Genomic DNA, 20,237 nt, shown 5'->3' with positions numbered 1-20,237 from the left:
CCGAAGATGACCGGCCACGGCGAAACGGACGCATGCGAACGCGGAGGTGCACTCGGCGCTCGACGCGCCGGGTGCTGCAGTTTCGACATGCGACGGTTCCCTTCGCTCTTCGGTCATACGAAGAAGCGGTCCCCCCGGGGACCGCATTCGCAGTCTAGGAGGAGCCACAGACGCGCCCTCGGCGCTCAGGGTATTCCTGAGATGACCTTCAGCAAAAGCAGAGTCATGTCCGCTCGACGCCCGTGTGCTGTCACACGCCTATGCGAGAGTATGGAGTCCCGGACATCACAATGAGCGCTGACGTCTGGCCGGCGGCGCACTCGATGCTCCAGTAGACGGACCCAGCGAGGAGCGCGATGCACGAGTTCGATGCGCGAAGCCACATTGAGAAGGCGCTCGTCGCGCTAAGTGCGGGCCTTGGCCCCGTGGTCGCCGGTCGGTTCCACGAGCTCGCGCCGTCCGTCGCTGAGTGGACCGACATCCTCACGCAGAAGGATCGTCAGGCCGGCCGCGGGCTCGGCCGATACAACCCCCGAGACGTCTCCCTGATTCTGCGCGCGTTCACCGAGTCATTCGGGTCGCTCGGGTATCCGTTCGCGGGTATCGCCAGTCGGCAAGCGCAGAACTGGGCGAGCGAACTACGGAACGTACGCAACAAGTGGGCGCACAACGAGGACTTCTCCGTCGCTGAGACCTATCGCGCGCTCGACTCCGCAGAAATGCTGCTGCGAGAGTTGGGAGCGAATGCCCAGGCCGACGGTGTGCACGCACTCAAGGGTCCGGTGTTGGCGGCCATGGCCATGGAGTCCAGCGCGACCATTCCGGCGGCAGCATCCGACTCGGGATCAGCGATGGGCGCGCCCGAGGTTCCCGCAGCACCGTCGCAAACTGCACCTCCCCCGTCGCCTGTCGCGCCCGTGTTCGGGGATGCCGCCAAGGTCGACCCAGCCGGCAGCGCGACGATCACCGTGAGCACGCTTCCAGATCTGAGCTATGCCCACGCACGCAACTCCATCGCGATCGTGGACGAGGTGGTCGTGGACTACCGCGGACCCGAACTGCGGGCCGCGTCGGTCGAGGTCGAGGCGATCTGCCAGCTCGGTTCGCTGGGCGACCCGAGGGTGGTCATCGTGGACCTGGACGGCACCACGCCGACAACGCTCCGCAACGCCGATCTGGTGCTCGATCCTGCTCGCATGCTGGCCGTCGAACACCCGGTGCAGGGTGTGATCCGGGTCACGCTGCGCGACGGGGCCGGCATAGTAGTGACGTTCATCGACACCGAAGTGACCGTGCTCGCTGCGAACCAATGGCGCGCAAATCCGCCGCAACTGAGTCTCGAGCTTCTCGCATCGTTCGTGCAGCCGAACTCCCCGGCGATCGCACCGCTGATCCTCGAAGCATCCGATCGACTGCAGATCGCAACGGGCAACTCCGCTCTCGATGGTTACCAGCAGGGTTCGCGGGAACGAGTTGACGCGATCGTGGAGGCGATCTACGAGAGCATGCGCGCCCGCGACATCCGCTACGCAGAGCCTCCAGCGAGCTGGGGACTCGAGGGGCAGAAGGTACGCACGCCGGCGGACGTGCTCGAGGGCAGGCTCGGGACATGCCTGGACACGACTGTCACGCTCGCCGCCGCGCTCGAGGAGGTCGGGATCAACTCGACCCTCTGGCTGTTGAAGGGACACATCTTCCTCGGTTACTGGCGAGATGACGCCAGTCTCGACGGTCCGGCACAGCTGGATGCGGCAGAGGTGGTGAACTACGTCGGCATCGGGCAGATCGAGGTCATCGAGACCACTTTCCTCACGGGGGGCGCGACATCGAAGCCCTTCGCCGACGCGCGGCGGCAACCGCACGTCGCGACGCTGTCGGGTGACATCTCTGCTGTCCTGGGCGTCACCGACGTCATGCAAGCACGCTTGGCGAGGATCTATCCTCTGCCCAGCCGGACGATGACCGAGTCCGGCGAGGTGACGATCTCCGAGTACGCCGTCGCGCAGGCCCCGGATGCTCTGCACTACGCGCCGTCGTCGGACCCGGTGACCGGCAGCAGCGGTCGCCCTGTCCCGCCGCGCGTTGCGCAATGGAAGAACGCGCTGCTCGACTTGAGCCTGCGCAATCGCCTCGTCAACTACGGCGAGAAGTCCGGGTACCCGCTGGCGGTTCCGCAGCCGTCGCTGGCGGCGTTCGAGGACATGATCAACAACGGCACGACCGTCACGCTCGTGCCGAGCGACCGGATACCCACGGTCGACGGCAGTCGCGGCATCCGATTCGGTCACGACCTCCCCGAGCAGGCGCGCGCGGCAATGCTCACCGAGCGCAAGCAAGTCTACGTCGGGGTTACCGAGGCGACGTATACGACCCGACTGCGCGCACTCGCCTACAAGGCCCGGACGATCGTCGAAGAAACCGGAGCCAACAACCTCTACTTGGCATTCGGGATGCTGCGCTGGACGTTCAACGACCGCGAGCTGAGGTCGCCGCTGGTCCTCGTCCCCGTGGCCCTGGAGGCGTCGGGCGGGGGCAAGACGTTCCGCCTCAGCCTCGACGAAGCAGGTGAGTCCACCCCTAACTACTGCCTCCTCGAGAAGCTCCGACTAAGTTTCGGGCTGAACATCCCAGGTCTCGCGAACCCTGCAAAGGACGACTCTGGAATCGATCTGCCCGCAACGTTCGCGGCGACGCGACGCGCCTTGGCGTCGGCACGACTGCCGTTCACGGTGGAGGACACGGTCGATCTTTCGATTCTGCAGTTCGCAAAGTACCGCCTCTGGAAGGATCTCGACGAGAACTGGAACGAGCTGGCGAGCAACTCCCTCGTCAAGCACCTCATCGACACGCCGACGGCCGAGTACGTCGACCCGTTCGACGCCCCCACCGCCGTCGACCTCGACGCCCTGAACAACGCCGTTCCCGTGCCAGCCGACTCCTCGCAGCTTGAAGCCGTCGCCGAGGCCGAGGCTCTTCGCACGTTCGTGCTCGAGGGTCCCCCCGGCACAGGAAAGTCGCAGACCATCACCAACCTGCTGGCACACTCGCTCGCGAACGGCAAGCGTGTACTGTTCGTCGCTGAGAAGCGCGCGGCGCTGGACGTCGTCAAGGATCGGCTGGATGCCGTAGGCCTCGGTGCCTTCTCGCTCGACCTGCATGACAAGGGCGCACGCCCGAATGCGGTGCGGACGCAGATCCGGGCGGCGATCGATGCGATCGCCCGACCCGACGCCGCGGCGCTCAAGGCCGACACGGAGGCGGCTGCAACCAGCCGCGGATCGCTGCTCAGGTACGCCAAGCGACTGCACGAGCCCAACTCCGCGGGCATGTCCCTCTACTCGGCGCGAGCGCAGCTTCTCGCCTCGGCGGACGACGTCGAGGCACTCGAAGTTCCGAGCTCATTCGTCGCGACGGGCACCGAGGAGCAGTTCGACTACCTTCGGGATCTGCTTCGAACGCTGCCGGAGACAGCCGATCTGGCACACCCGACGCCGCTCCACCCGTGGGGCTTCGTCCCGGTGTCCGGGGCATCGACCCTCGACACGGCCGAGGTCCACTCTGCCGCACGAGAGTTCGATTCGGTCCTCTCCGACCTGCTGTCACGTCGACCCGATGCCGACCTGCTTGCACTCGTCTCGTCGCCGGCGCAACTCGACCGATGGGCCACACTGGCCACTGCACCGCGGCATCCACTCGACGCGATCGACGCGCTCCACGCGCGCACGCTGTCGGGCGAGGTTCCCGCGCTTCAGGAACGACTGAACGCCAGCACTGTCGAACGCACCTGGTTCGCGTCCGTCGGCCCCGAGGCGCTCGACGGCGATGTGGAGTCCGTGCATAAGGCCGCCGTTGCTGCCGAGACATCAGGGTTCTTCGGGCGCCGCAAGCGCCAGCGCGGCGTTCTCGCCGGCTTCGGCGCCGCTCTCCGTGTGGAGCCCCGCAAGTTTCCTCCGCGCGAGATCACACCCCTGACCGTTGAAGTGACGCGCACCGCCGACGAGATCCGCTCGCTGAGGTCCGAGCTGGCAACCCTGCCGCTCCCGCTCGTGTCAGCGCAGTGGAACCCCTACCTGCGGGACGACGCCGAGCCTACAAGAGCCGCGCTCTCCTGGGCAGTGTGGTTGGGGTCCGAGCTTTCATCGAGCGATGGGCGACCCGACCTACGGCAGGCTTTCCGCCGGTATTACAGCAGCAATCGTCCCGACGGCGACCTGGCCGGCTCGCTCACGCAGCTCTCCACAGCATGGCGCGCACTCGTCGCGGCGTGCGGCGTCACCGAGCCAACGGGCGATGGAGCTGACGTCTTCTCGACGTGGGCGCGGGAAGCCGGGTTCTTCTCTGCGTGGGTTTCCACCACGGGGGCACGCAGCCTGACCACCAGCGGCCCCGTCACACTCGATCGCTGGGTCGCGTTCCGGCGCCATCTCGAACCACTCCTCCGGTTCGGCATGACGAGTGCTCATGACGCGCTGCTCACCGGCGAAGTCCCCGCAGATCTCGCTTCGCTCGCTCTCGACAAGGGAATTGCCCAGGCGTCCGTCGTCGAGCGTGCCGACTCGCAGGCGATGGCGGCCTTCGACGTCCCCGCGCACAACCGGACGATCGACCGGTTCACCTCGAGCGCAGCAGCGATCCGCGGGGCACTCCCTCGATGGATTCCCGCCGAGATCATCGCGAAGCGTCGGATCGATCCCGCCTACGAAGGCGGCATGATGGGCGAGCTCAAGCGTCAGCTCGCGCGCCAGCGAGGCGGAATGACAGTGCGTGCCCTCTTCGAGCACTACGGCGAACTCATCACGCAGATCGCCCCGTGCGTCCTGATGAGCCCCGAGTCGGTCGCCCGCTTCTTTCCCGCCAAGGCCAGGATGTTCGACATCGTGGTGTTCGACGAGGCATCCCAGATTCGAGTCGCTGACGCCGTCGGCGCAATGGGCCGTGGCACCTCCGTCGTCGTGGTCGGAGACAGCAAGCAGATGCCACCGTCGAGCTTCGCCGAGATCAGCACCGATATCGAATCGGATACCTCGGCCGTGGCCGATGTCGTCGCGGACGAGGAATCGATTCTGACGGAGTGCGTGCAGGCGCGAGTGCCGCGGAAGTGGCTGTCCTGGCACTATCGCAGCCAGGACGAGGCGCTCATCACCTTCAGCAACCATGCCTACTACGACAGCCGGCTTTCGTCGTTCCCAGCGCCTTGGCCCACGGTCGAGTCCGCGACCCATCCTGATCACGGCATATCGCTCGTGCGTGTAAGCGGGCACTTCAATCGGTCGGGCCGCGGCCGGGACCTGCGAACGAATGCCGCGGAGGCCGAGGCGATCGTCCGAGAGGTCGCGCAGCGATTCGCGGCGTCGCCTGACGAGACGCCCTCGATCGGGGTCATCACCTTCAACGCGCAACAGCGCACCTTGATCGAGACTCTGTTGCGTGAAGCACCGGATGCGCGGATCGCTCACGCTCTCGACGAGCGAGACGGGCTGTTCGTGAAGAACCTCGAGAACGTGCAGGGTGACGAACGCGACACGATCCTGTTCTCCGTCGCGTTCAGCGCGAACGAACGGGGAAGCATCCCCCTCAACTTCGGTCCGCTCTCGCGCGCGGGCGGCGAACGCCGACTCAACGTCGCGATCACTCGCGCTCGTCGGCAGGTGATCTTGTTCGCGAGCTTCGACCCGTCCGAACTGCGTGCGGAGGAAACCGCCTCTATCGGCATCAAGCACCTGAAGGGCTACCTGGAGCTCGCCGCGTCAGGTGTGGAATCCGCGACGGACAGTGCGCATCGCGAGCGGCTCATCGATCGGCACCGAGACGAGATCGCAGACGAGTTGCGCTACCGGGGATTCGCCGTGTCCACCGACATCGGTCTGTCGGACTTCCGCGTCGACATTTCGATTGCGGATGCCGCTGAGCCCACGCGGCCGCTCGTCGCTGTTCTCCTCGACGGTGAGAGCTGGCGTGCGCGTCGCACGGTAGCCGATCGTGATGGCTTGCCTGTCGATGTGCTCAAGGGCCTCATGAAATGGCCGGGCGTCGAGCGCGTCTGGCTGCCGGAGTGGCTACAGCAGCGCGAGGAGACGCTCGCTCGGTTGAGTGCCGCAGTCGTGGAGGCGAGCGCGGAACGGCAGCTTCCACGGTCCGTACCGGAGAATGCCGGCGAAGTTGCCGCCGACGCCCCGGTTCCGTCCGAGCCCGTCGTGACGCCGCGCGCCGACGATCCTGAGCCGGCAGCCGTGCGTTCCGCGGCCGGACGGTTTGCGACCCCAGTCCGACAGACTGAGCTCCGGCACCCTCGGCTTCGCCAGTACGTCGAGTGGGAGCCGAAGCGGTTCGGCACGACCGGCACCCTCGACCGTCTCCCACACGATTCGGCGGTACAGGCGGTTCGTGCGGTTCTCCGCGATATCGTGCAGAAGGAAGGCCCGATCCACAAGATGAGACTGGCGCGGCTCACAGCGGAGGCCTTCGGCCTCAACCGCGTCTCAGGCGCGCGCGCCGACGCGATCCTTCGGTGTCTCCCGCATGAATATCTTCGTACGACCGACAGATCATGCGCGTGGCCCACGGGCATCGATCCGGTGGGGTGGCAGGACGTTCGCCGCAGCCAGCCTGGAGATGGGCGAAACTTCGATCACGTTCCGCTGGAAGAGATCGCGAACGCCATGGCGGTGGTCGCCGAATTGGGCGGAGGCATGAACGAAGACGAACTCAAGCGTCGGGCGCTCGCCCTCTTCGGTGGCAAGCGCCTCACCGAGGGAGTGTCGTCACGCCTCGCCGATGGCCTGTGCCGCGGACTGGAGACCGGGCGCATCGAGCGCGACGAGCGCGGGCTCGTGAGAGCCGTCGATCACTTCTGACTCCTGCCCTCAGCAGTTCGCTGAGCCAGGTGCCGCTCTGACTCACAGAGCCCCGGTGGTACCGTCACGACGTGCCGCCCGAGACTCCAGCACCGAAGGACGACCCTCGCCTGGGCATCACGCTCAGCGGCGGGGGCGCCTTCGGCGCAGCGCACGTGGGAGTTCTGCAGGTGCTCGAGGAACGAGGCATCCGTCCTGGAATTGTCACCGGGACGAGCTCAGGCGCGCTCGTCGGAGCCGCGTACGCCGCAGGACTCAGTGGTGGGACGCTCGAGCGGATCGCGCTGCGGTTCCGCTGGAGCCGCATCGCACGATGGAGCTTCCAGCCGCGCTGGGGGCTGCTGGACACCCGGGTCGTCATGGACGCCATTCAGGGCCTGCTCGGCGAGGATCCGCGCATCGAGGATCTGCCGCGTCGGTTCGGCGCCGTTGCCACGGATCTGCGAACGCGCCGGGCGGTCACCATCGACAAGGGGCCGTTGAGCGCCGCGCTGCGCGCGACGATCGCCGTGCCGGGAATCCTGCCGCCCGTGCGTCTCGGCGGCCGCCTGCTCGCCGACGGCGGCATGGTCGACAACGTGCCTCACGCGTCGGCGCGGGAGCTGGGCGCTGATCGAGTGATCGTCGTCCATCTCCACGCGAAGTGGGAGAACGCCAGGATGATGCGGTCCACCACGAAGATCGCCGAGCTCGTCGCGGATCCCACGATCCTGCTGATCCAGCCCGAGATGGAGCGGATGGCGCAGTGGACCATGCGGGATGTGCCCCGCCTGATCGCCGAAGGGCGGCGCGCCGCGAGCGAAGCACTCGACTCGTCCGCGACCAGCGACCCCGTCGATGACCGCGCCGGCGAATGACCACAGTGCGAACGCGATGGCCATGACCACTCGCCGGTATCCGTCCACCATCGCGACGTCGGTCGAGCACGAGCTCGTCGTGAAGAAGTCGCGCTTCCTCGCACACGTCTTTCCTCTGCAGGAAGCGACAGAGGCCGAGGCGATCATCGCCTCCATCCGGCGGCGCCACTGGACTGCCAGCCACAACTGCGTCGCACTCATCACCGGTCAACTCGGCGATCATGCTCGGTCGTCAGACGACGGTGAGCCCGCGGGCACCGCCGGTGCCCCGCTTCTGGAGGTGCTGCGCCGCCGCGAACTGACCGACGTCTTGGTGGTGGTCACGCGGTACTTCGGGGGCGTGAAGCTCGGCACCGGAGGCCTGGCGAGGGCGTACGCGCAGGCAGCGTCGGAAGCTCTCGATGCGGCAGGTCTCGTGCCACGGCAGGCGCTCGTGCGCGCCACGGTTCTCGTACCCCACGCTGATGCCGGCCGCTACGACCATCTCCTGCGTGAGTGGGTCTCGCGTCACGACGCGGCGTTGGAATCGACCACGTACGGGGCGCAGGCGGAGCTCGCACTCTGGGTCTCGGCAGCCGATGTCGATCAGTTGACCACCGACCTCGCTGCCGCATCATCGGGCGCCGTTCGCCTGACGCTCGGCGAGGAGCGGATCATGAGCATCCCCCGGGATAAGTCGTGCGCCTCGCCGCCGCGCTGAGGCAGACTCGGACCGTGGTCAACCTCACGGCCGTCCAGGGCGACATCACCGAGCAGCACGTCGACGCCATCGTCAACGCGGCGAACCGTCAGATGCGCGGCGGAGGCGGGGTGGATGGGGCCATCCACCGAGCCGGCGGACCGGCGATCCTCGAGGACTGCATCGCGCGGTTCCCCGACGGCCTCCGCACCGGCGACGCCGGATGGACGACCGCGGGCGCATTGCCTGCGACCTGGGTCATCCACACGGTCGGCCCGAATCACGCCGCCGGTGAGCGCGACCGGTCGCTGCTCGTCTCCTGCTATCGGCGATCACTGGCGGTCGCCGACGAACTCGGCGCGCGGAGCATCGCCTTCCCGCTCATCAGCGCCGGTGTGTACGCCTGGCCCCTCGACGACGCGATCGACGCGGCGGTCGACACGATCGCCGCAACGCCGACGCAGGTCGAAGACGTCCGGCTGGTCTCGTTCACCGCCGAGACCCATCGGCGCGTGCAGGCTGAGGTGCTCCGGCGGTTTCCTCCGTCGACCGATCCGGCCACGGTCTGAGCGCGCGCCGCCGATCATTGAGCGACCGGCAACGGTGGCATTGCGTTTGCCTGTGCATTTGCTGGTGTTGAGACCCAGCCCGCGCGCGGTGGCGCACACTGGACGGCATGTGGTGGAAGTTCCTCCGGTCAGTGAAAGCGCGCGAGCACCGTGTCGCGCCTACGACGTGGGTGGCCGCGCTCGCGGCGACCGTGTATACGTTCGTGCCCCTCGACCTGATCCCTGAGCTCGTGCTCGGACCACTCGGCTTCGCCGACGACGTCAGCATCTGGGCGATCTTCGCCGTCCTCCTCACGCGCGAGAAGCACCGCTGGCAGGCATCCCTTCCGGCGCGTCAGTCGCTCTAGACCGACTCCTCCGGCGTGTGGGGCTTGCTCCGAGTCGTGAGCGGACCGCGATGCGGAATCGGCTGCGGGCGCGTGCTCGCGCTTGATGCCTCCCCTTCTGCAGCCGGCGCCGGAGCCGCATGCCCTTCGAAGGGCCGGGGGTGGTCGATGCGGCCCTCGGTCTTGGGGAACCGCCGGCCGGTGACGGCGCGCGCGGCGATCTTCATCACGAAGAACTTCGGGGTCGGGCTCCACGACGCCAGAGTCATCACGCCGCTCTCGCGGATCTCGTCCTCCCGGGTGACGCGCTCGGCGTCTCCGCGCACCACCACGCTCCACCGGTCGTCGTCGTCATGACCGTCGATCTCGAACGCGACCGCCGGATGCCGTGCGATGTGGATGAACTTCGCGTCCCTCGCGGTGCGCACATAGAGCGAACCGTGATGCGGCACATAGTTCACGGGGAAGATGTCGGGCGTGCCGTCGGCGTTGATGACTGCCAGCCGGCCGAAGGACGTCGCCTCGAGCAGGGCCCAGCACTCTGCCGTCTCCAGCTTCTCAATCGCACTGGCCCTCGGGTGTTCTGCGTTCATACCGTCCTCCGTCCTCTCACCTCTGGTCTACCCCGAGACGGCGGTAAGCGGAAGCGATGTGCGCATCGGCCTCCGGCGCCGCGGCACGCCGGACCGCGGCATCCGCTCGCTTTTCAGGCCTCGTTGAAGGAGTGGCGGTTCTTGCCCTGCCGCTTCGAGTCGTACATCGCCGCGTCGGCGCGCACGAGGAGCTGCTCGGGGGTGGGCGGCGAATCGACGCCCGGCCGGTACAGCGAGATGCCGATGCTGACGGAGGGCGAGACGATGCCGTCCGCGACCACGACCGGCTGACCGCAGATGTCGAGGATGCGTGCTGCGATCGATGCCGCTGCCTCCGCGTCGGTTCCCGCGCAGACCGCGACGAACTCGTCGCCGCCGATGCGGCCCACGACGTCGCCGGAGCGCACTCCCGTCTGCAGCCGGGTGGCGAGCTCGACGAGCACCAGGTCGCCGGTGGCGTGGTCGAAGGCGTCGTTGATGCTCTTGAAGTCGTCGACGTCGAGGAACATGACGGCGAGCGGCTCACCCGTGTCGCTCGCGTGGGTGATGGCGTCGTCGAGTGTGAGCTGCAGCATCTGCCGATTCGCGACGCCGGTCATCTGATCGTGAAGGGCGAGGAACGCCAGCCGGCGCTGCAGCCGAACGCGCGTGAGCGTCTGCGAAGCCTGCCGGCCGAGCGCCTCCAGGAGGTCGAAGAACTGAGTGTCGAACTCGGTGCGCCGCGCGAAGAAGCAGACCAGGATGCCCAGGCGCACGCCGTCGGCGACGAGAGGGGTGACCGTGAGCGAGGCCAGTCGCTCAGCGCGGAGCGCCTCGGCGACCTGGGGGAAGTCCCTCTCCTCCGGTCCAGCCGTGACGACGGCGACATCGAGGGTCTTCCGCAGCTCGGGGACCGGGCTGACCTTGCCCGCGAGCGGATTCGTCCCGCCGACGAGCTCGAGCTCGCCATCCTCCTGGATCAGCAGCACCGCGGTCTCGCGTGCGGCGAAGGCGGTGCGTGCGACCGAGGCAAACGACTCGGCGACGTCTTCATCGGTGGCACTCACGCCGAATGCTGTGGAGACGTCCTGCAGGATGCGCACCCGCTCCTCCGACGTCTCGGCGGCTCGGCGGGCGGTCACCAGCTCCCGCTCGTAGCGGATGCGCTCGGCCGCGTTGAACACGGCAGTGCGGATGATGCCGGCGTCGTCGTCGCGCGTCGAGTTGATCAGACTGGGCATCGTCGTGCCGTCGGCCTTGACGAGCGTCAGCGCCACCTCGTGGACCTCGCCCCGGAGGTGCATGATCTGCGAATGCCGCGTCTCGAAGAACAGCTTGCTGCCGGGGTCGAGCAGCGCGGCAAAGGGCCGGCCCACGACGGCGTCGAGAGGGTAGCCCGTCCACGACAGGAACGTCGGGTTCGCATCGACGATCTCGCCGTCGACGGTCGTCGCCACGAGTCCGCACGGCGCCGAGCGGAACCAGTCCTGAACCGTCACGGAAGGTACGCGCGCATCTCTGCGACGACCTCGTCGGGGGCCGAGAGGATGGGCACGTGACCGGTGGCCTGCAGCAGCGCAAGGCGACTGCCGGCGATCTCGGCGTGCACGTAGTCGCCGACGGGGCCCGGCGCGATCACGTCGGCCGTGCACTGCAGGATGAGCGTCGGGACCGACACTCGCGCCAGATCGGTGCGGTTGTCGGAGAGGAAGGTCACGTGGGCGAAGTGCTGGGCGATCTCCGGGTCGATGCTGCAGAAGCTGTCGGTCAGCCGTTCGCCCAGCTCCGGACGATCCGGGGTGCCCATGATGACGGGCGCGGTCGCCTGCGACCAGCCGAGGTAGTTGGCGTCGAGCGACTCGAGCAGGGCGTCGATGTCGACCGGCTCGAAGCCGCCCACGTACGACCCGTCGTTCGTGTAGCGGGGCGACGGTCCGATCAGGACGAGCGCGCCGAAGCGGCTCGGATCGCGGTTGGCAGCGAGGACGCCGATCATCCCACTAACGGAATGGCCGACGAACACCACGTCGGTGACGTCGAGCTCGTCGAGGATCTCGAGGACATCGCTCGCATAGCCGTCGAGGGAGTCGTACTTGCCGCGGTCATACGCGGAGCTGTCGGAGCCACCGGCGCCGACATGGTCGAAGAGCACGACCCGGTGGTCGGCTTCGAACTGAGGAGCGACAAGACTCCACGTCGCCTGGCTGCAGCCGAACCCGTGCGCGAACACCATCACGCGCCCCGAAGGGTCACCGGACACGGTGACATTGTTGCGACGCAGAACGTCGGTCGTCCGCACAGCGGTCATGGCGTTCCAATCGGGCGTGACGGGGGGAGCCGCGCCTAGGGCGATCGTACGTCACCGCCCTGGAACGAGCCCGTGTCCGCAGGAAGTCGCTCGTCTCCCGTGCGCATCCCGGCTCACGTGCGCAAATCGGCTGGCAACCTGCGTGCCAGCACCCTGTCGGGATATCGTTCAGTAACAGCTCCGGAGCGAGCACGAACGGAGAAGCGGGTTGAACGATCAGACACCGCTGCCGGTCGGCATCGTGCATCTCGATCACAACGGCGAGATCGTGAAGGCCAACCCATGGTTCTCCGAGTGGGCCGGTGTTCCCGCCGAGGCCCTGGCCGGGCGCCGCGTCGACGAGTTCCTTGTCCACGCGAACGAGGATCTCCTCACCCTCGACGACGCCCGAGGTCCCTGGGTGATGGTTCACGCGCAGGATCCCGACCGCGCCGTCATGGCCACCCGCCACCGACGCCCCGACGAAGACCTGCTCGTGATGGCCGAGGCATCCGATCGATTCCGTGCGCTCCGCGATCTGCGTCGCAGGTACTCCCTCGCCGACCGCACGCGCACCCGACTCGAGCTGGTGATGGACTCGTCGATCGCCTTCTCCACGGCGACGAACGAAGACCGTCTTGCACAGATCCTCGCCGACACCACGGCGCGCGCGTACCGCGCGGAGGAGTCGACCGTCTACCTGCACCAGCCGGACGGCACCAGCGTGATCGCCGCCGGTTACGACGGACTCGAGGGCCGCTTCGATGCGGAGGCGCTGATCGCGATGGTCAGCGCGCCGCGGCGGATCATCAAGGTCGTGGACGAGGACGAGGCTGAGCGCCTGGTCCCCGGGCTCGGAGCGGCCATGCGCGCGGCCTCGGTGCGAGCGTTCATCGCCGCACCGCTGCATCACGAGGAGATCGACTTCGGCGCGTTCGTCAGCTGGTTCCACCACGACCGCCTGTTCGACGACGAGGCTTCCACGCTGGCGGAAGCGCTCGCCGGCCAGGCGGCGCAGTCGCTGGCCACCCTTCGCCTGCAGGCGCGCCTCGCGCACGCCGCGACGCACGACGACGTGACCGGGCTTCCCAACCGCCGACTGCTCGAGGCCGAGATGGAAGAGGTCATGCGCTCGGTGCACTGCGCGGCGCTGTTCATCGACCTCGACGACTTCAAGAGCATCAACGACAGACTCGGCCACCACGTCGGCGATCGGATGCTGCGCGAAGCGGGCCAGCGACTGGCCAGCGCCGTGCGCTCAGCCGATCTCGTCGCGCGATACGGCGGGGACGAGTTCGTCGTGCTGTGCGACGTCACCGACACCGGCGGCGCGACGGAGATCGCCGAGCGCATCCTGGGAGTTCTTCGCGGCGAGCACGCGGGCGCCCCCACGCGTCCCGCGCTGCGGGCCAGCATCGGCATCGCGGTGGCGCGGAGCGCCGAGGAGCTGCCGTCCGAGCTGCTGCGACGCGCCGACGTCGCGATGTATCACGCGAAGAGCGCCGGCGGCGACCGGTTCGTCATCGCCGACTGACGCTCGCGACGCTGTTCCCCCGCGGCGCGGTGCCCCCGCGGCGCGGTGCTCCCGCGGCGCGCACGGGCGCCTGAATTCTCGCCGCCGTGTCACATCCGCGCTCCGGCCGGTGTCCCATGTGCAACGGATCAACCGGACCACTGGAGGAGACATGACCGTGAACGCCCGCATCCCCAACGCGGAGGTCGACGGCCTGTACGGTGCCGTCGTCAAGATGGCAGCCCGCAAGATGATCGGCCGCGTGCCCGATTCGGTGGGGGTGCTCTGGAACAACCCCGCCGTCATGAAGGACGCGATGGGCATCGGCCGCAAGACCGAGCACTGGCACGAGCTCGACGCGAACCTCGCCTCGTATGCGGCGATGGCCGCCGCGGCGTTCATCGGCTGCAGCTTCTGCCTCGACTTCAACTACTTCACGGCGCACAATCGTGGCCTCGACGAGGCGAAGGTGCGGGAGGTGCCCCGCTGGCGCGACTCCACGGTGTTCCGACCTGTCGAGCGCCTCGTCATGGAGTACGCGGAGGCGGCCAGCCAGACACCTCCGGCGGTCACGGACGAACTGTCCGACGCGCTGCTCGCCGAACTCGGCGCGCCGGCCCTGGTCGAGCTCGCGGCGCGCGTCGCCTTCATGAACATGTCGGCGCGCATGAACATCGCGCTCGGCATCCGCTCAGAGCATTTCGCCGACGCGTGCGGCCTCGCACCCCTTGCGGAGCGCCCCACCGTCGGCGCGGGTGAATAGGCTCGCAGACATGGGTGCCCCGCGCCGCATGACGACCCGTTCGTCACGCACCGCAACCTGCTCTTCACCGTCGCGTACGAGCTGCTGGGCTCGGCCGCCGACGCCGAGGACGTGCTGCAGGAGTCGTGGCTGCGGTGGGCGGCCGTCGACCGCGCCCTGGTGCGCGAACCTCGGGCCTACCTCGTGCGCATCGTGACGCGGCAGGCGATCAACCACCTCCGCACGGTGTCGCGACGGCGCGAGGAGTACGTCGGCGAATGGCTGCCGGAGCCCCTGCTCACGACACCCGATGTCGCCGACGACGTCGAGCTGGCCGACAGTGTCTCGCTCGCCATGCTCACGGTCCTCGAGACGCTCGGTCCGGCCGAACGCGCGGTGTTCGTGCTGCGCGAGGTGTTCGACATGCCGTATGACGAAATCGCGGATGCCGTCGACCGCTCACCTGCGACGGTCAGGCAGATCGCGCACCGGGCCAAGAACCACGTCGCCGCGCGACGACCGCGCATGACCGTTGCCCCGAGCGAGCACCAGGACGTCGTGAACCGGCTCATCGCCGCGCTCAACAACGGCGACCTGCAAGGGCTCATGGACGTGCTGGCTCCCGACGTCGTGTCGGTCGCCGACGGCGGCGGGAAGGTCCAAGGCGCCGCCCGGCGACCGATCATCGGCGCCGACCGTCTCGCACGCACCCTCATCGGCGGACGGGAGAAGGCCGGGGGTCGAGTCGTCGCGCTCGCCACGTGGGTCAACGGTCAGCCGGGCATCCGCATCGAGCTCGACGGCATCCTGGCCGCGGTCGTGGGCGTCACGGTCGAGGATGGCCGGGTGTCGCGCGTGCACTCCATCGCGAACCCGGACAAGCTCGTCGACTTCTTCCGCTCCCCCGCGCTCGAGCGCTGACGACGTCAGAGGTCTTCGGGAGCGAGGTCGCCCTGGCCCTCCTCGCCGAGCTCCGCATCGACGGGCGAGAGTCCCTGGGATTCGGGCTGAACGCCGCGGCCAGGCAGGTCCTCCGCCGGGATCTCATCGAGGTCGTCCGGGATCATGGCGGGATCGGCCCCGGTTGCCGTTTCCGTGTCGAGTTCCTCCGGCGTCGCGCCCTCGTCGAGGGCCGTGGTGCGGTCCCACTCGACCTGGGCGGGATCCTGCTGCGGATCGGCCTCGAGGGAGGTATCGCCGTCGCGCAGCGGCTGGGCGTCGGTCTGGTCGCTGCCGACGGGGGTGATGTCGTCGGCCAGGTTCGAGTCGCTCATGATGCTCCTTCCGTGCCCACCGCCGATGCGATGGTGCGTTCGAGTGGATCGTCCGATCCTCGCCGGACGAGCACTCGATCGCAGGAGCCTTGACGAGCCGCGCCCGCTGACGTAACGGCGGCCACTGGCGTGACGGAGGATCCCGCCTACCGCCCTCCGATCAGGCGATGCGGGTCCCCGGCGGAAGCGTGCGCGCCGGCGTGCGGGTGCGGGCCCACGCCCACCACAGCAGCCCGGCGGCGAGCAGCACCTGCAGCCCGAGGCCGACGAACCAGCTCGGGGTCGTCTCGCCGATGATGTCCTCGGGCGTGCGGTTCTCCTCCACCGTCGGCGGACTGCACTCGTCGTACGACGTCTCGGCCTCCGGCGTCTCCTGCGCCATGCGCACGCCGGCCTTGATCTGCCCGAAGAGGTCGACCGGGTAGCCGCTGCGGTCGAAGGTCGTCGGCGTCGCGTCGGCGAGGATCACGAAGGGGTTGGCCGCGAGGATCCACCACACGCGGTCGAACCGCGGAACCTCGTTGACGTACGTCTCCCACTCGCCGCACTCGAGGGGCTTCTCGTCGTTGCAGGGGTAGCTCTCGGACGGCTCCTCGCCCGGCATGCACGGGAAGTCGTCGCCTTGGTACGCCTCCCAGTCGAGCGAACGGTACGTGTTCACCTGCTCGGTGCGCATGGTCGCCCCCAGCAGGCCGAAGCCGATGAGGGTGCCGATGACGAGCGACGCCACGACGAGATACGTGGTGGCCACGGAGAAGAGCGGTCGGGCCAGGATGCCGCTGAGACCCACGCCGATGGCGGCGATCACGCCCACCTCGATGACGAGCACAGCCAGCGACACCGCGATCGTCGCCGCGTTCGCACCACCGGCGAGCGTCGCGATCACCAGGAAGGGCACCGACACAGCGACGAAGGCCAGACCGGTGACCCACGCGGCGAGGAACTTGCCGAGCAGGATGTCGCCGGTGGTCGCCAGCGTCACCTGCACGGGGGCGAGGGTCGCGGCATCCCGATCGCCGTTGATGGAATTTCCGCTGAGCGTCGGCGAGACGAGGACGATCAGCAGGAGCGTGATGTAGACGATCGTCGAGAAGACGGCCGATCCCTGCTGGTCGCGCAGCCCGCCGAATGCGAGGAACGACAGCACCGTGACCAGCAGCAGCAGGCACGCGAAGACGCCGAGCAGCACGTACCAGGCGACGCTGCGGGTGCGCTGGGTCAGCTCGAGGCGGAAGATGGTCGCGAGTCGCTGGCCGCTCATGCCTTCGCCCCCTCGTCGTTCGTCGATTCGCCGTCTGCGGCGGGAGCCGCGGGTTCCGTCGGCGGGGCAGGTGGGGTTGCGAGCTCGTGGGGCGGCACGCCCTTGCCGAGATCGAGGAACGTCCGCTCGAGGCTGCCCTGCGCCGCGGCGAACTCCACGACCGCGAGTCCCGCGGCGACGAGTTCGCGCAGCGCGGCGACGGCGTCCGCGTCGGATGAGATCTCGACGACGATGTCGCGCCGGTCCACGCCGACCGATTCCAGCGGGAGGCGCAGCGCCGCGGCGACCTGCGGGAGAGCATCGGATGCCTCGACCCCGTCGAGCCGCACACGCCAGGGGCGCGCCCGGCGGGCGGCCGCCTCGACGCGACCGGCGTCGACCGTCTCACCCGCGACGAGGAACACGGCGTCGTCGACGACCTCCTCCAGCTCGGACAGGATGTGGCTCGACACCAGGATCGTCCGCCCCTCGGCCGCAAGGCGGCGGAGGAGCACGCGCAGGTCGATGCGCGCCTGGGGATCGAGGCCCGACGCGGGCTCGTCGAGCAGCAGCACGCGGGGCTCGTGCACGAGCGCGCGTGCGAGGCCGAGCCGCTGCTTCTGCCCGCGCGAGAGCACCTTCGCCGGTGAGTCGGCGAGCGCCGTCAAGCCCACTTCGGCCAGCAGGACGGCGGCGCGAGCGGATGCCTCGGCTCGCGGCATCCCGTACAGCCGTCCGGTCACGACCAGCGTCTCGCGCGACGTGAGCGAGTCCCACGCGCCGAGCGCGTCGGGCATCCATCCGATGAGCGCGCGTGCGGCGTGCGGGTCGGAGACCGGGTCGACGCCGTCGATGCGGATCGAACCGGCGTCGGGCGCGAGCAGCGAGGCGAGCATGAGGAGGAGGGTCGTCTTGCCGGAGCCGTTGGGCCCGACGAGTCCGGTCACGCGGCCCGCGTGCGCCTGAAGCGACACGCTGCGCACTGCCTGGATCTCGCCGAACGCGCGACGGACTCCTTCGACGACGATGCCGGGGGAGGTCATGAGACTCACAATCTCATACGCACCCGGCGGAGCCGTCAGGAACGGAAGAACGCCACGCCGAGGTCGGGGTGATCGACGAAGACGCCGTCGACACCGGCATCCCGGATCACTCCCCACTCCGACTCCCAGTCGCCGAACGCGGCCGCACCGCCCCGGCCGCGGAATTGCCCGATCAGGAAGTTGTTCTCGGGTCGGCACGTCCACGTGAAGACCCGGAGGCCGCGGTCGTGGGCGTCGCGCACGATCGGGGACGGCCCCGTGAGGCGGCCGAGCTTGTCGGGCGCGAGGATCATGCGCTTGTCGACGCTGATGCCGTCGACCCGCCCGACCAGGCCGTCGAGTCCGGCCGGCTTCGCCGTCGCCCGGTACGTCGGCGCGGCCTTGCCCTGCGCGGCGAGCAAGTCGTACGGACGGCCCGCCGCCTCGAGCAGGTAGATATAGGTCGCGGGGATGCCTCGTTCCTGCAGCGCGTACAGCACGGTCGACTCGAACGACTCGATGGTGAGCGGCAGCTGCCCCGCGTCCCAGCCGGCCTCGCGCAGCTCGGCGTCGATGAGGGCGGCGATGTCCCAGCCGATCGAGGCGAAGTACGTGGCGTGCTTGATCTCGAGGACGACGCCGATCTCGCGTCCCTGGTCGAGCGAGGCGGCGCGGACGAGGTCGAGCACGTCGCGCAGCCGCAGCACGGGCTGCGCGTCGTCGAAGCTGGCACTGGTCGCACGGAGCTTCGGCAGCCGCTCGCGGCAGCGGAGGGTCGACAGTTCGTCCCACGTGAAGTCCTCGGCGAACCAGCCGCTCAGCTCGGCGCCGTCGACGGTCTTGGTGGTGCGGCGGTCCTTGTACTCGAGCCGGTCGGCTACGTCGGTCGTGCCGGAGATCTCGTTCTCATGCCGGACGACGAGCACGCCGTCGGCGGAGACCACGATGTCGGGCTCGACGGCGTCGACGCCGAACTCGAGCGCGAGGTCGTACGACGACCGCGAGTGCTCGGGCCGGTACCCCGGCGCGCCGCGGTGCCCGATCACGAGCGGGGTGCGGCGCGGCATCGTCTCAGGCTACCCGCGCGCCCTCTCCGGTTCGTTGAGCGAGCGAAGCGAGACGAAACGCCCTCCCCCGTCGCCGGTCGTTGAGCGAGCGAAGCGAGACGAAACGCCCTCCCCCCGCTCCCGGTCGTTGAGCGAGCGAAGCGAGACGAAACGCCCTCCCCCGCGGCATCCCTCATAGCCCACTCACAGCCCCCGCCTCACCCCGCACCCACGCGGTCGGATATCGTTGATCAACAGCACCGTGCTGTCGACCTCGTTACTTGGAGTGTGAGAGCAGTGGCCCTCGACAATCCCGCGTTCAACAACCCGGCCTTTCAGGATTCCAAGGCCGCCAAGACCTACCCCGGTCGCCCCGGACTGACGCCGCCCGCTGCGCAGACGCAGTACGCCACCGCGCAGCACGCGGGAACGGATGCCGCGGCCCAGGCCCAGCTCGAGGGCATGTACACCGCCCCGGCCGCCGGCGCCGTCGAGACCGACCGCATGACGGTCGAGGACACCATCTGGAAGACCGTCGGCCTGTTCGGCATCCTGCTGGTCACCGCCGTCGCCGGCTGGGTCTGGACGATGTCCCCCGTCGCCGAGACCGGCCAGCCCACGCTCATGCCGTGGATCGTCGGCCTGTTCGGCGGGTTCATCCTGTCGCTCGTCGTGATCTTCACCTCGCGCAAGAAGATTCGCCCCGCGCTGATCTTCGCGTACGCCGCATTCGAGGGCCTCTTCGTCGGCGGCATCTCGGCCTACTTCGAGATGATCTGGGAGGGCATCGTCCTCCAGGCGACGCTCGGCACCCTCTCGGTCGTCGGCGTGACGCTGGCTCTGTTCGCGAGCGGCAAGATCCGCGCGTCCAAGAAGGCCACCAAGGTCTTCATGATCGCGATGGTCGGCTACCTCGTCTTCTCGCTGCTGAACCTCGTCCTCATGTGGACCGGCGTCAACTCGAACCCGTTCGGCCTGCTGAGCGACACCATCATGGGCATCCCGATCGGCCTCATCATCGGCGTCCTCGTCGTGATCATGGCGGCGTACTCCCTCGTGCTCGACTTCGACTCGATCCAGCGCGGCGTGCGCAACGGCGCTCCCCGCAAGTACGGCTGGCTCGGCGGCTTCGGCATCATGGTGACCGTCGTCTGGCTGTACATCGAGATCCTCCGCATCATCGCGATCGTCCGCGGCTCCAACTAGCCCGAGACCCCGCACTTCGAACGGCCGCCCGGTTCTCCGGGCGGGCGGTC

General features: G+C 68.6%; 15 protein-coding genes and 1 pseudogene. 9 read left to right on the top strand and 7 right to left on the bottom strand.

Features of this window, described 5'->3' with window-relative positions:
• Positions 1-356: 356 nt before the first annotated feature.
• The 5 genes from proA to JX005_RS03760 all read left to right on the top strand — a co-directional run bounded on the left by proA (position 357) and on the right by JX005_RS03760 (position 9,306).
• Positions 357-6,854, top strand: coding sequence for an anti-phage protein ProA (proA, locus tag JX005_RS03780; RefSeq protein WP_214466100.1), 6,498 nt, complete (start codon positions 357-359; stop codon positions 6,852-6,854).
• A gap of 71 nt (positions 6,855-6,925) precedes the next feature.
• Complete coding sequence (locus JX005_RS03775) at positions 6,926-7,711, top strand: patatin-like phospholipase family protein (RefSeq protein ID WP_214466099.1); 786 nt, start codon at positions 6,926-6,928, stop codon at positions 7,709-7,711.
• A gap of 22 nt (positions 7,712-7,733) precedes the next feature.
• Positions 7,734-8,411 (top strand): IMPACT family protein, encoded by a 678-nt coding sequence (locus JX005_RS03770; RefSeq protein WP_214466098.1) that lies wholly within the window; start codon positions 7,734-7,736, stop codon positions 8,409-8,411.
• A gap of 14 nt (positions 8,412-8,425) precedes the next feature.
• Positions 8,426-8,959 (top strand): O-acetyl-ADP-ribose deacetylase, encoded by a 534-nt coding sequence (locus tag JX005_RS03765; protein ID WP_214466097.1) that lies wholly within the window; start codon positions 8,426-8,428, stop codon positions 8,957-8,959.
• 107 nt (positions 8,960-9,066) lie between these two features.
• Positions 9,067-9,306, top strand: a complete 240-nt coding sequence (locus tag JX005_RS03760) for a YkvA family protein (protein ID WP_214466096.1) — start codon at positions 9,067-9,069, stop codon at positions 9,304-9,306.
• Here JX005_RS03760 and JX005_RS03755 read toward each other — a convergent pair.
• The 3 genes from JX005_RS03755 to JX005_RS03745 form a co-directional block, all read right to left on the bottom strand.
• Complete coding sequence (locus JX005_RS03755; RefSeq protein ID WP_214466095.1) at positions 9,303-9,878, bottom strand: pyridoxamine 5'-phosphate oxidase family protein; 576 nt, start codon at positions 9,876-9,878, stop codon at positions 9,303-9,305. The two genes, JX005_RS03760 and JX005_RS03755, sit on opposite strands and share 4 nt — an antisense overlap.
• A 113-nt stretch (positions 9,879-9,991) precedes the next feature.
• Positions 9,992-11,356: a sensor domain-containing protein gene (locus tag JX005_RS16350; protein ID WP_214466094.1), complete on the bottom strand. Its 1,365-nt coding sequence runs from the start codon at positions 11,354-11,356 to the stop codon at positions 9,992-9,994.
• Complete coding sequence (locus JX005_RS03745) at positions 11,353-12,165, bottom strand: alpha/beta fold hydrolase (protein ID WP_214466093.1); 813 nt, start codon at positions 12,163-12,165, stop codon at positions 11,353-11,355. Before JX005_RS03745 ends, JX005_RS16350 begins: the two co-directional genes overlap by 4 nt.
• 208 nt (positions 12,166-12,373) lie before the next feature.
• Here JX005_RS03745 and JX005_RS03740 point away from each other — a divergent pair, with 208 nt between their 5' ends.
• The 3 genes and pseudogenes from JX005_RS03740 to JX005_RS03730 form a co-directional block, all read left to right on the top strand.
• Positions 12,374-13,678: a diguanylate cyclase gene (locus tag JX005_RS03740; RefSeq protein WP_214466092.1), complete on the top strand. Its 1,305-nt coding sequence runs from the start codon at positions 12,374-12,376 to the stop codon at positions 13,676-13,678.
• Between the two features lie 151 nt (positions 13,679-13,829).
• Positions 13,830-14,420 (top strand): carboxymuconolactone decarboxylase family protein, encoded by a 591-nt coding sequence (locus tag JX005_RS03735; protein ID WP_214466091.1) that lies wholly within the window; start codon positions 13,830-13,832, stop codon positions 14,418-14,420.
• A 33-nt stretch (positions 14,421-14,453) separates the two neighbouring features.
• Positions 14,454-15,320, top strand: a pseudogene (locus tag JX005_RS03730) (RNA polymerase sigma-70 factor); the annotation flags it as partial.
• 5 nt (positions 15,321-15,325) lie between these two features.
• Here the strand turns inward: JX005_RS03730 and JX005_RS03725 are convergent.
• The 4 genes from JX005_RS03725 to JX005_RS03710 form a co-directional block, all read right to left on the bottom strand.
• Complete coding sequence (locus JX005_RS03725; protein WP_214466090.1) at positions 15,326-15,673, bottom strand: sugar ABC transporter ATPase; 348 nt, start codon at positions 15,671-15,673, stop codon at positions 15,326-15,328.
• Between the two features lie 160 nt (positions 15,674-15,833).
• Entirely contained in the window at positions 15,834-16,934 is a 1,101-nt protein-coding gene (locus JX005_RS03720; protein WP_214466089.1) for an ABC transporter permease, read from the bottom strand.
• Positions 16,931-17,956 carry an ABC transporter ATP-binding protein gene (locus JX005_RS03715; protein ID WP_214466088.1) on the bottom strand — a complete coding sequence of 342 codons (1,026 nt, stop codon included), beginning with the start codon at positions 17,954-17,956 and terminating at the stop codon, positions 16,931-16,933. The genes JX005_RS03720 and JX005_RS03715 overlap by 4 nt, the downstream gene beginning before the upstream one ends.
• Positions 17,957-17,991: 35 nt before the next feature.
• Positions 17,992-19,002, bottom strand: coding sequence for a glycerophosphodiester phosphodiesterase family protein (locus JX005_RS03710; protein ID WP_214466087.1), 1,011 nt, complete (start codon positions 19,000-19,002; stop codon positions 17,992-17,994).
• 276 nt (positions 19,003-19,278) lie between these two features.
• On the opposite strand from JX005_RS03710, the gene JX005_RS03705 reads away from it, so the two are divergent.
• On the top strand, positions 19,279-20,187 hold the full coding sequence (locus JX005_RS03705) for a Bax inhibitor-1/YccA family protein (RefSeq protein ID WP_214466656.1): 909 nt from the start codon (positions 19,279-19,281) through the stop codon (positions 20,185-20,187).
• Positions 20,188-20,237: the final 50 nt, after the last annotated feature.

The sequence above is a fragment of the Microbacterium flavescens genome (assembly GCF_018588945.1).
Lineage (GTDB): Bacteria > Actinomycetota > Actinomycetes > Actinomycetales > Microbacteriaceae > Microbacterium > Microbacterium flavescens.
The sequence above is the reverse complement of the archived record's forward strand: the minus strand, read 5'-3'. Positions and strand labels throughout refer to the sequence as shown.

Coding starts and splice junctions, on each gene's coding strand:
- proA (WP_214466100.1), top strand. CDS start 357: ATGCACGAGTTCGATGCGCGAAGCCACATTGAGAAGGCGCTCGTCGCG.
- JX005_RS03770 (WP_214466098.1), top strand. CDS start 7,734: ATGACCACTCGCCGGTATCCGTCCACCATCGCGACGTCGGTCGAGCAC.
- JX005_RS03760 (WP_214466096.1), top strand. CDS start 9,067: ATGTGGTGGAAGTTCCTCCGGTCAGTGAAAGCGCGCGAGCACCGTGTC.
- JX005_RS03755 (WP_214466095.1), bottom strand. CDS start 9,878: ATGAACGCAGAACACCCGAGGGCCAGTGCGATTGAGAAGCTGGAGACG.
- JX005_RS03745 (WP_214466093.1), bottom strand. CDS start 12,165: ATGACCGCTGTGCGGACGACCGACGTTCTGCGTCGCAACAATGTCACC.
- JX005_RS03735 (WP_214466091.1), top strand. CDS start 13,830: ATGACCGTGAACGCCCGCATCCCCAACGCGGAGGTCGACGGCCTGTAC.
- JX005_RS03725 (WP_214466090.1), bottom strand. CDS start 15,673: ATGAGCGACTCGAACCTGGCCGACGACATCACCCCCGTCGGCAGCGAC.
- JX005_RS03720 (WP_214466089.1), bottom strand. CDS start 16,934: ATGAGCGGCCAGCGACTCGCGACCATCTTCCGCCTCGAGCTGACCCAG.
- JX005_RS03715 (WP_214466088.1), bottom strand. CDS start 17,956: ATGACCTCCCCCGGCATCGTCGTCGAAGGAGTCCGTCGCGCGTTCGGC.
- JX005_RS03710 (WP_214466087.1), bottom strand. CDS start 19,002: ATGCCGCGCCGCACCCCGCTCGTGATCGGGCACCGCGGCGCGCCGGGG.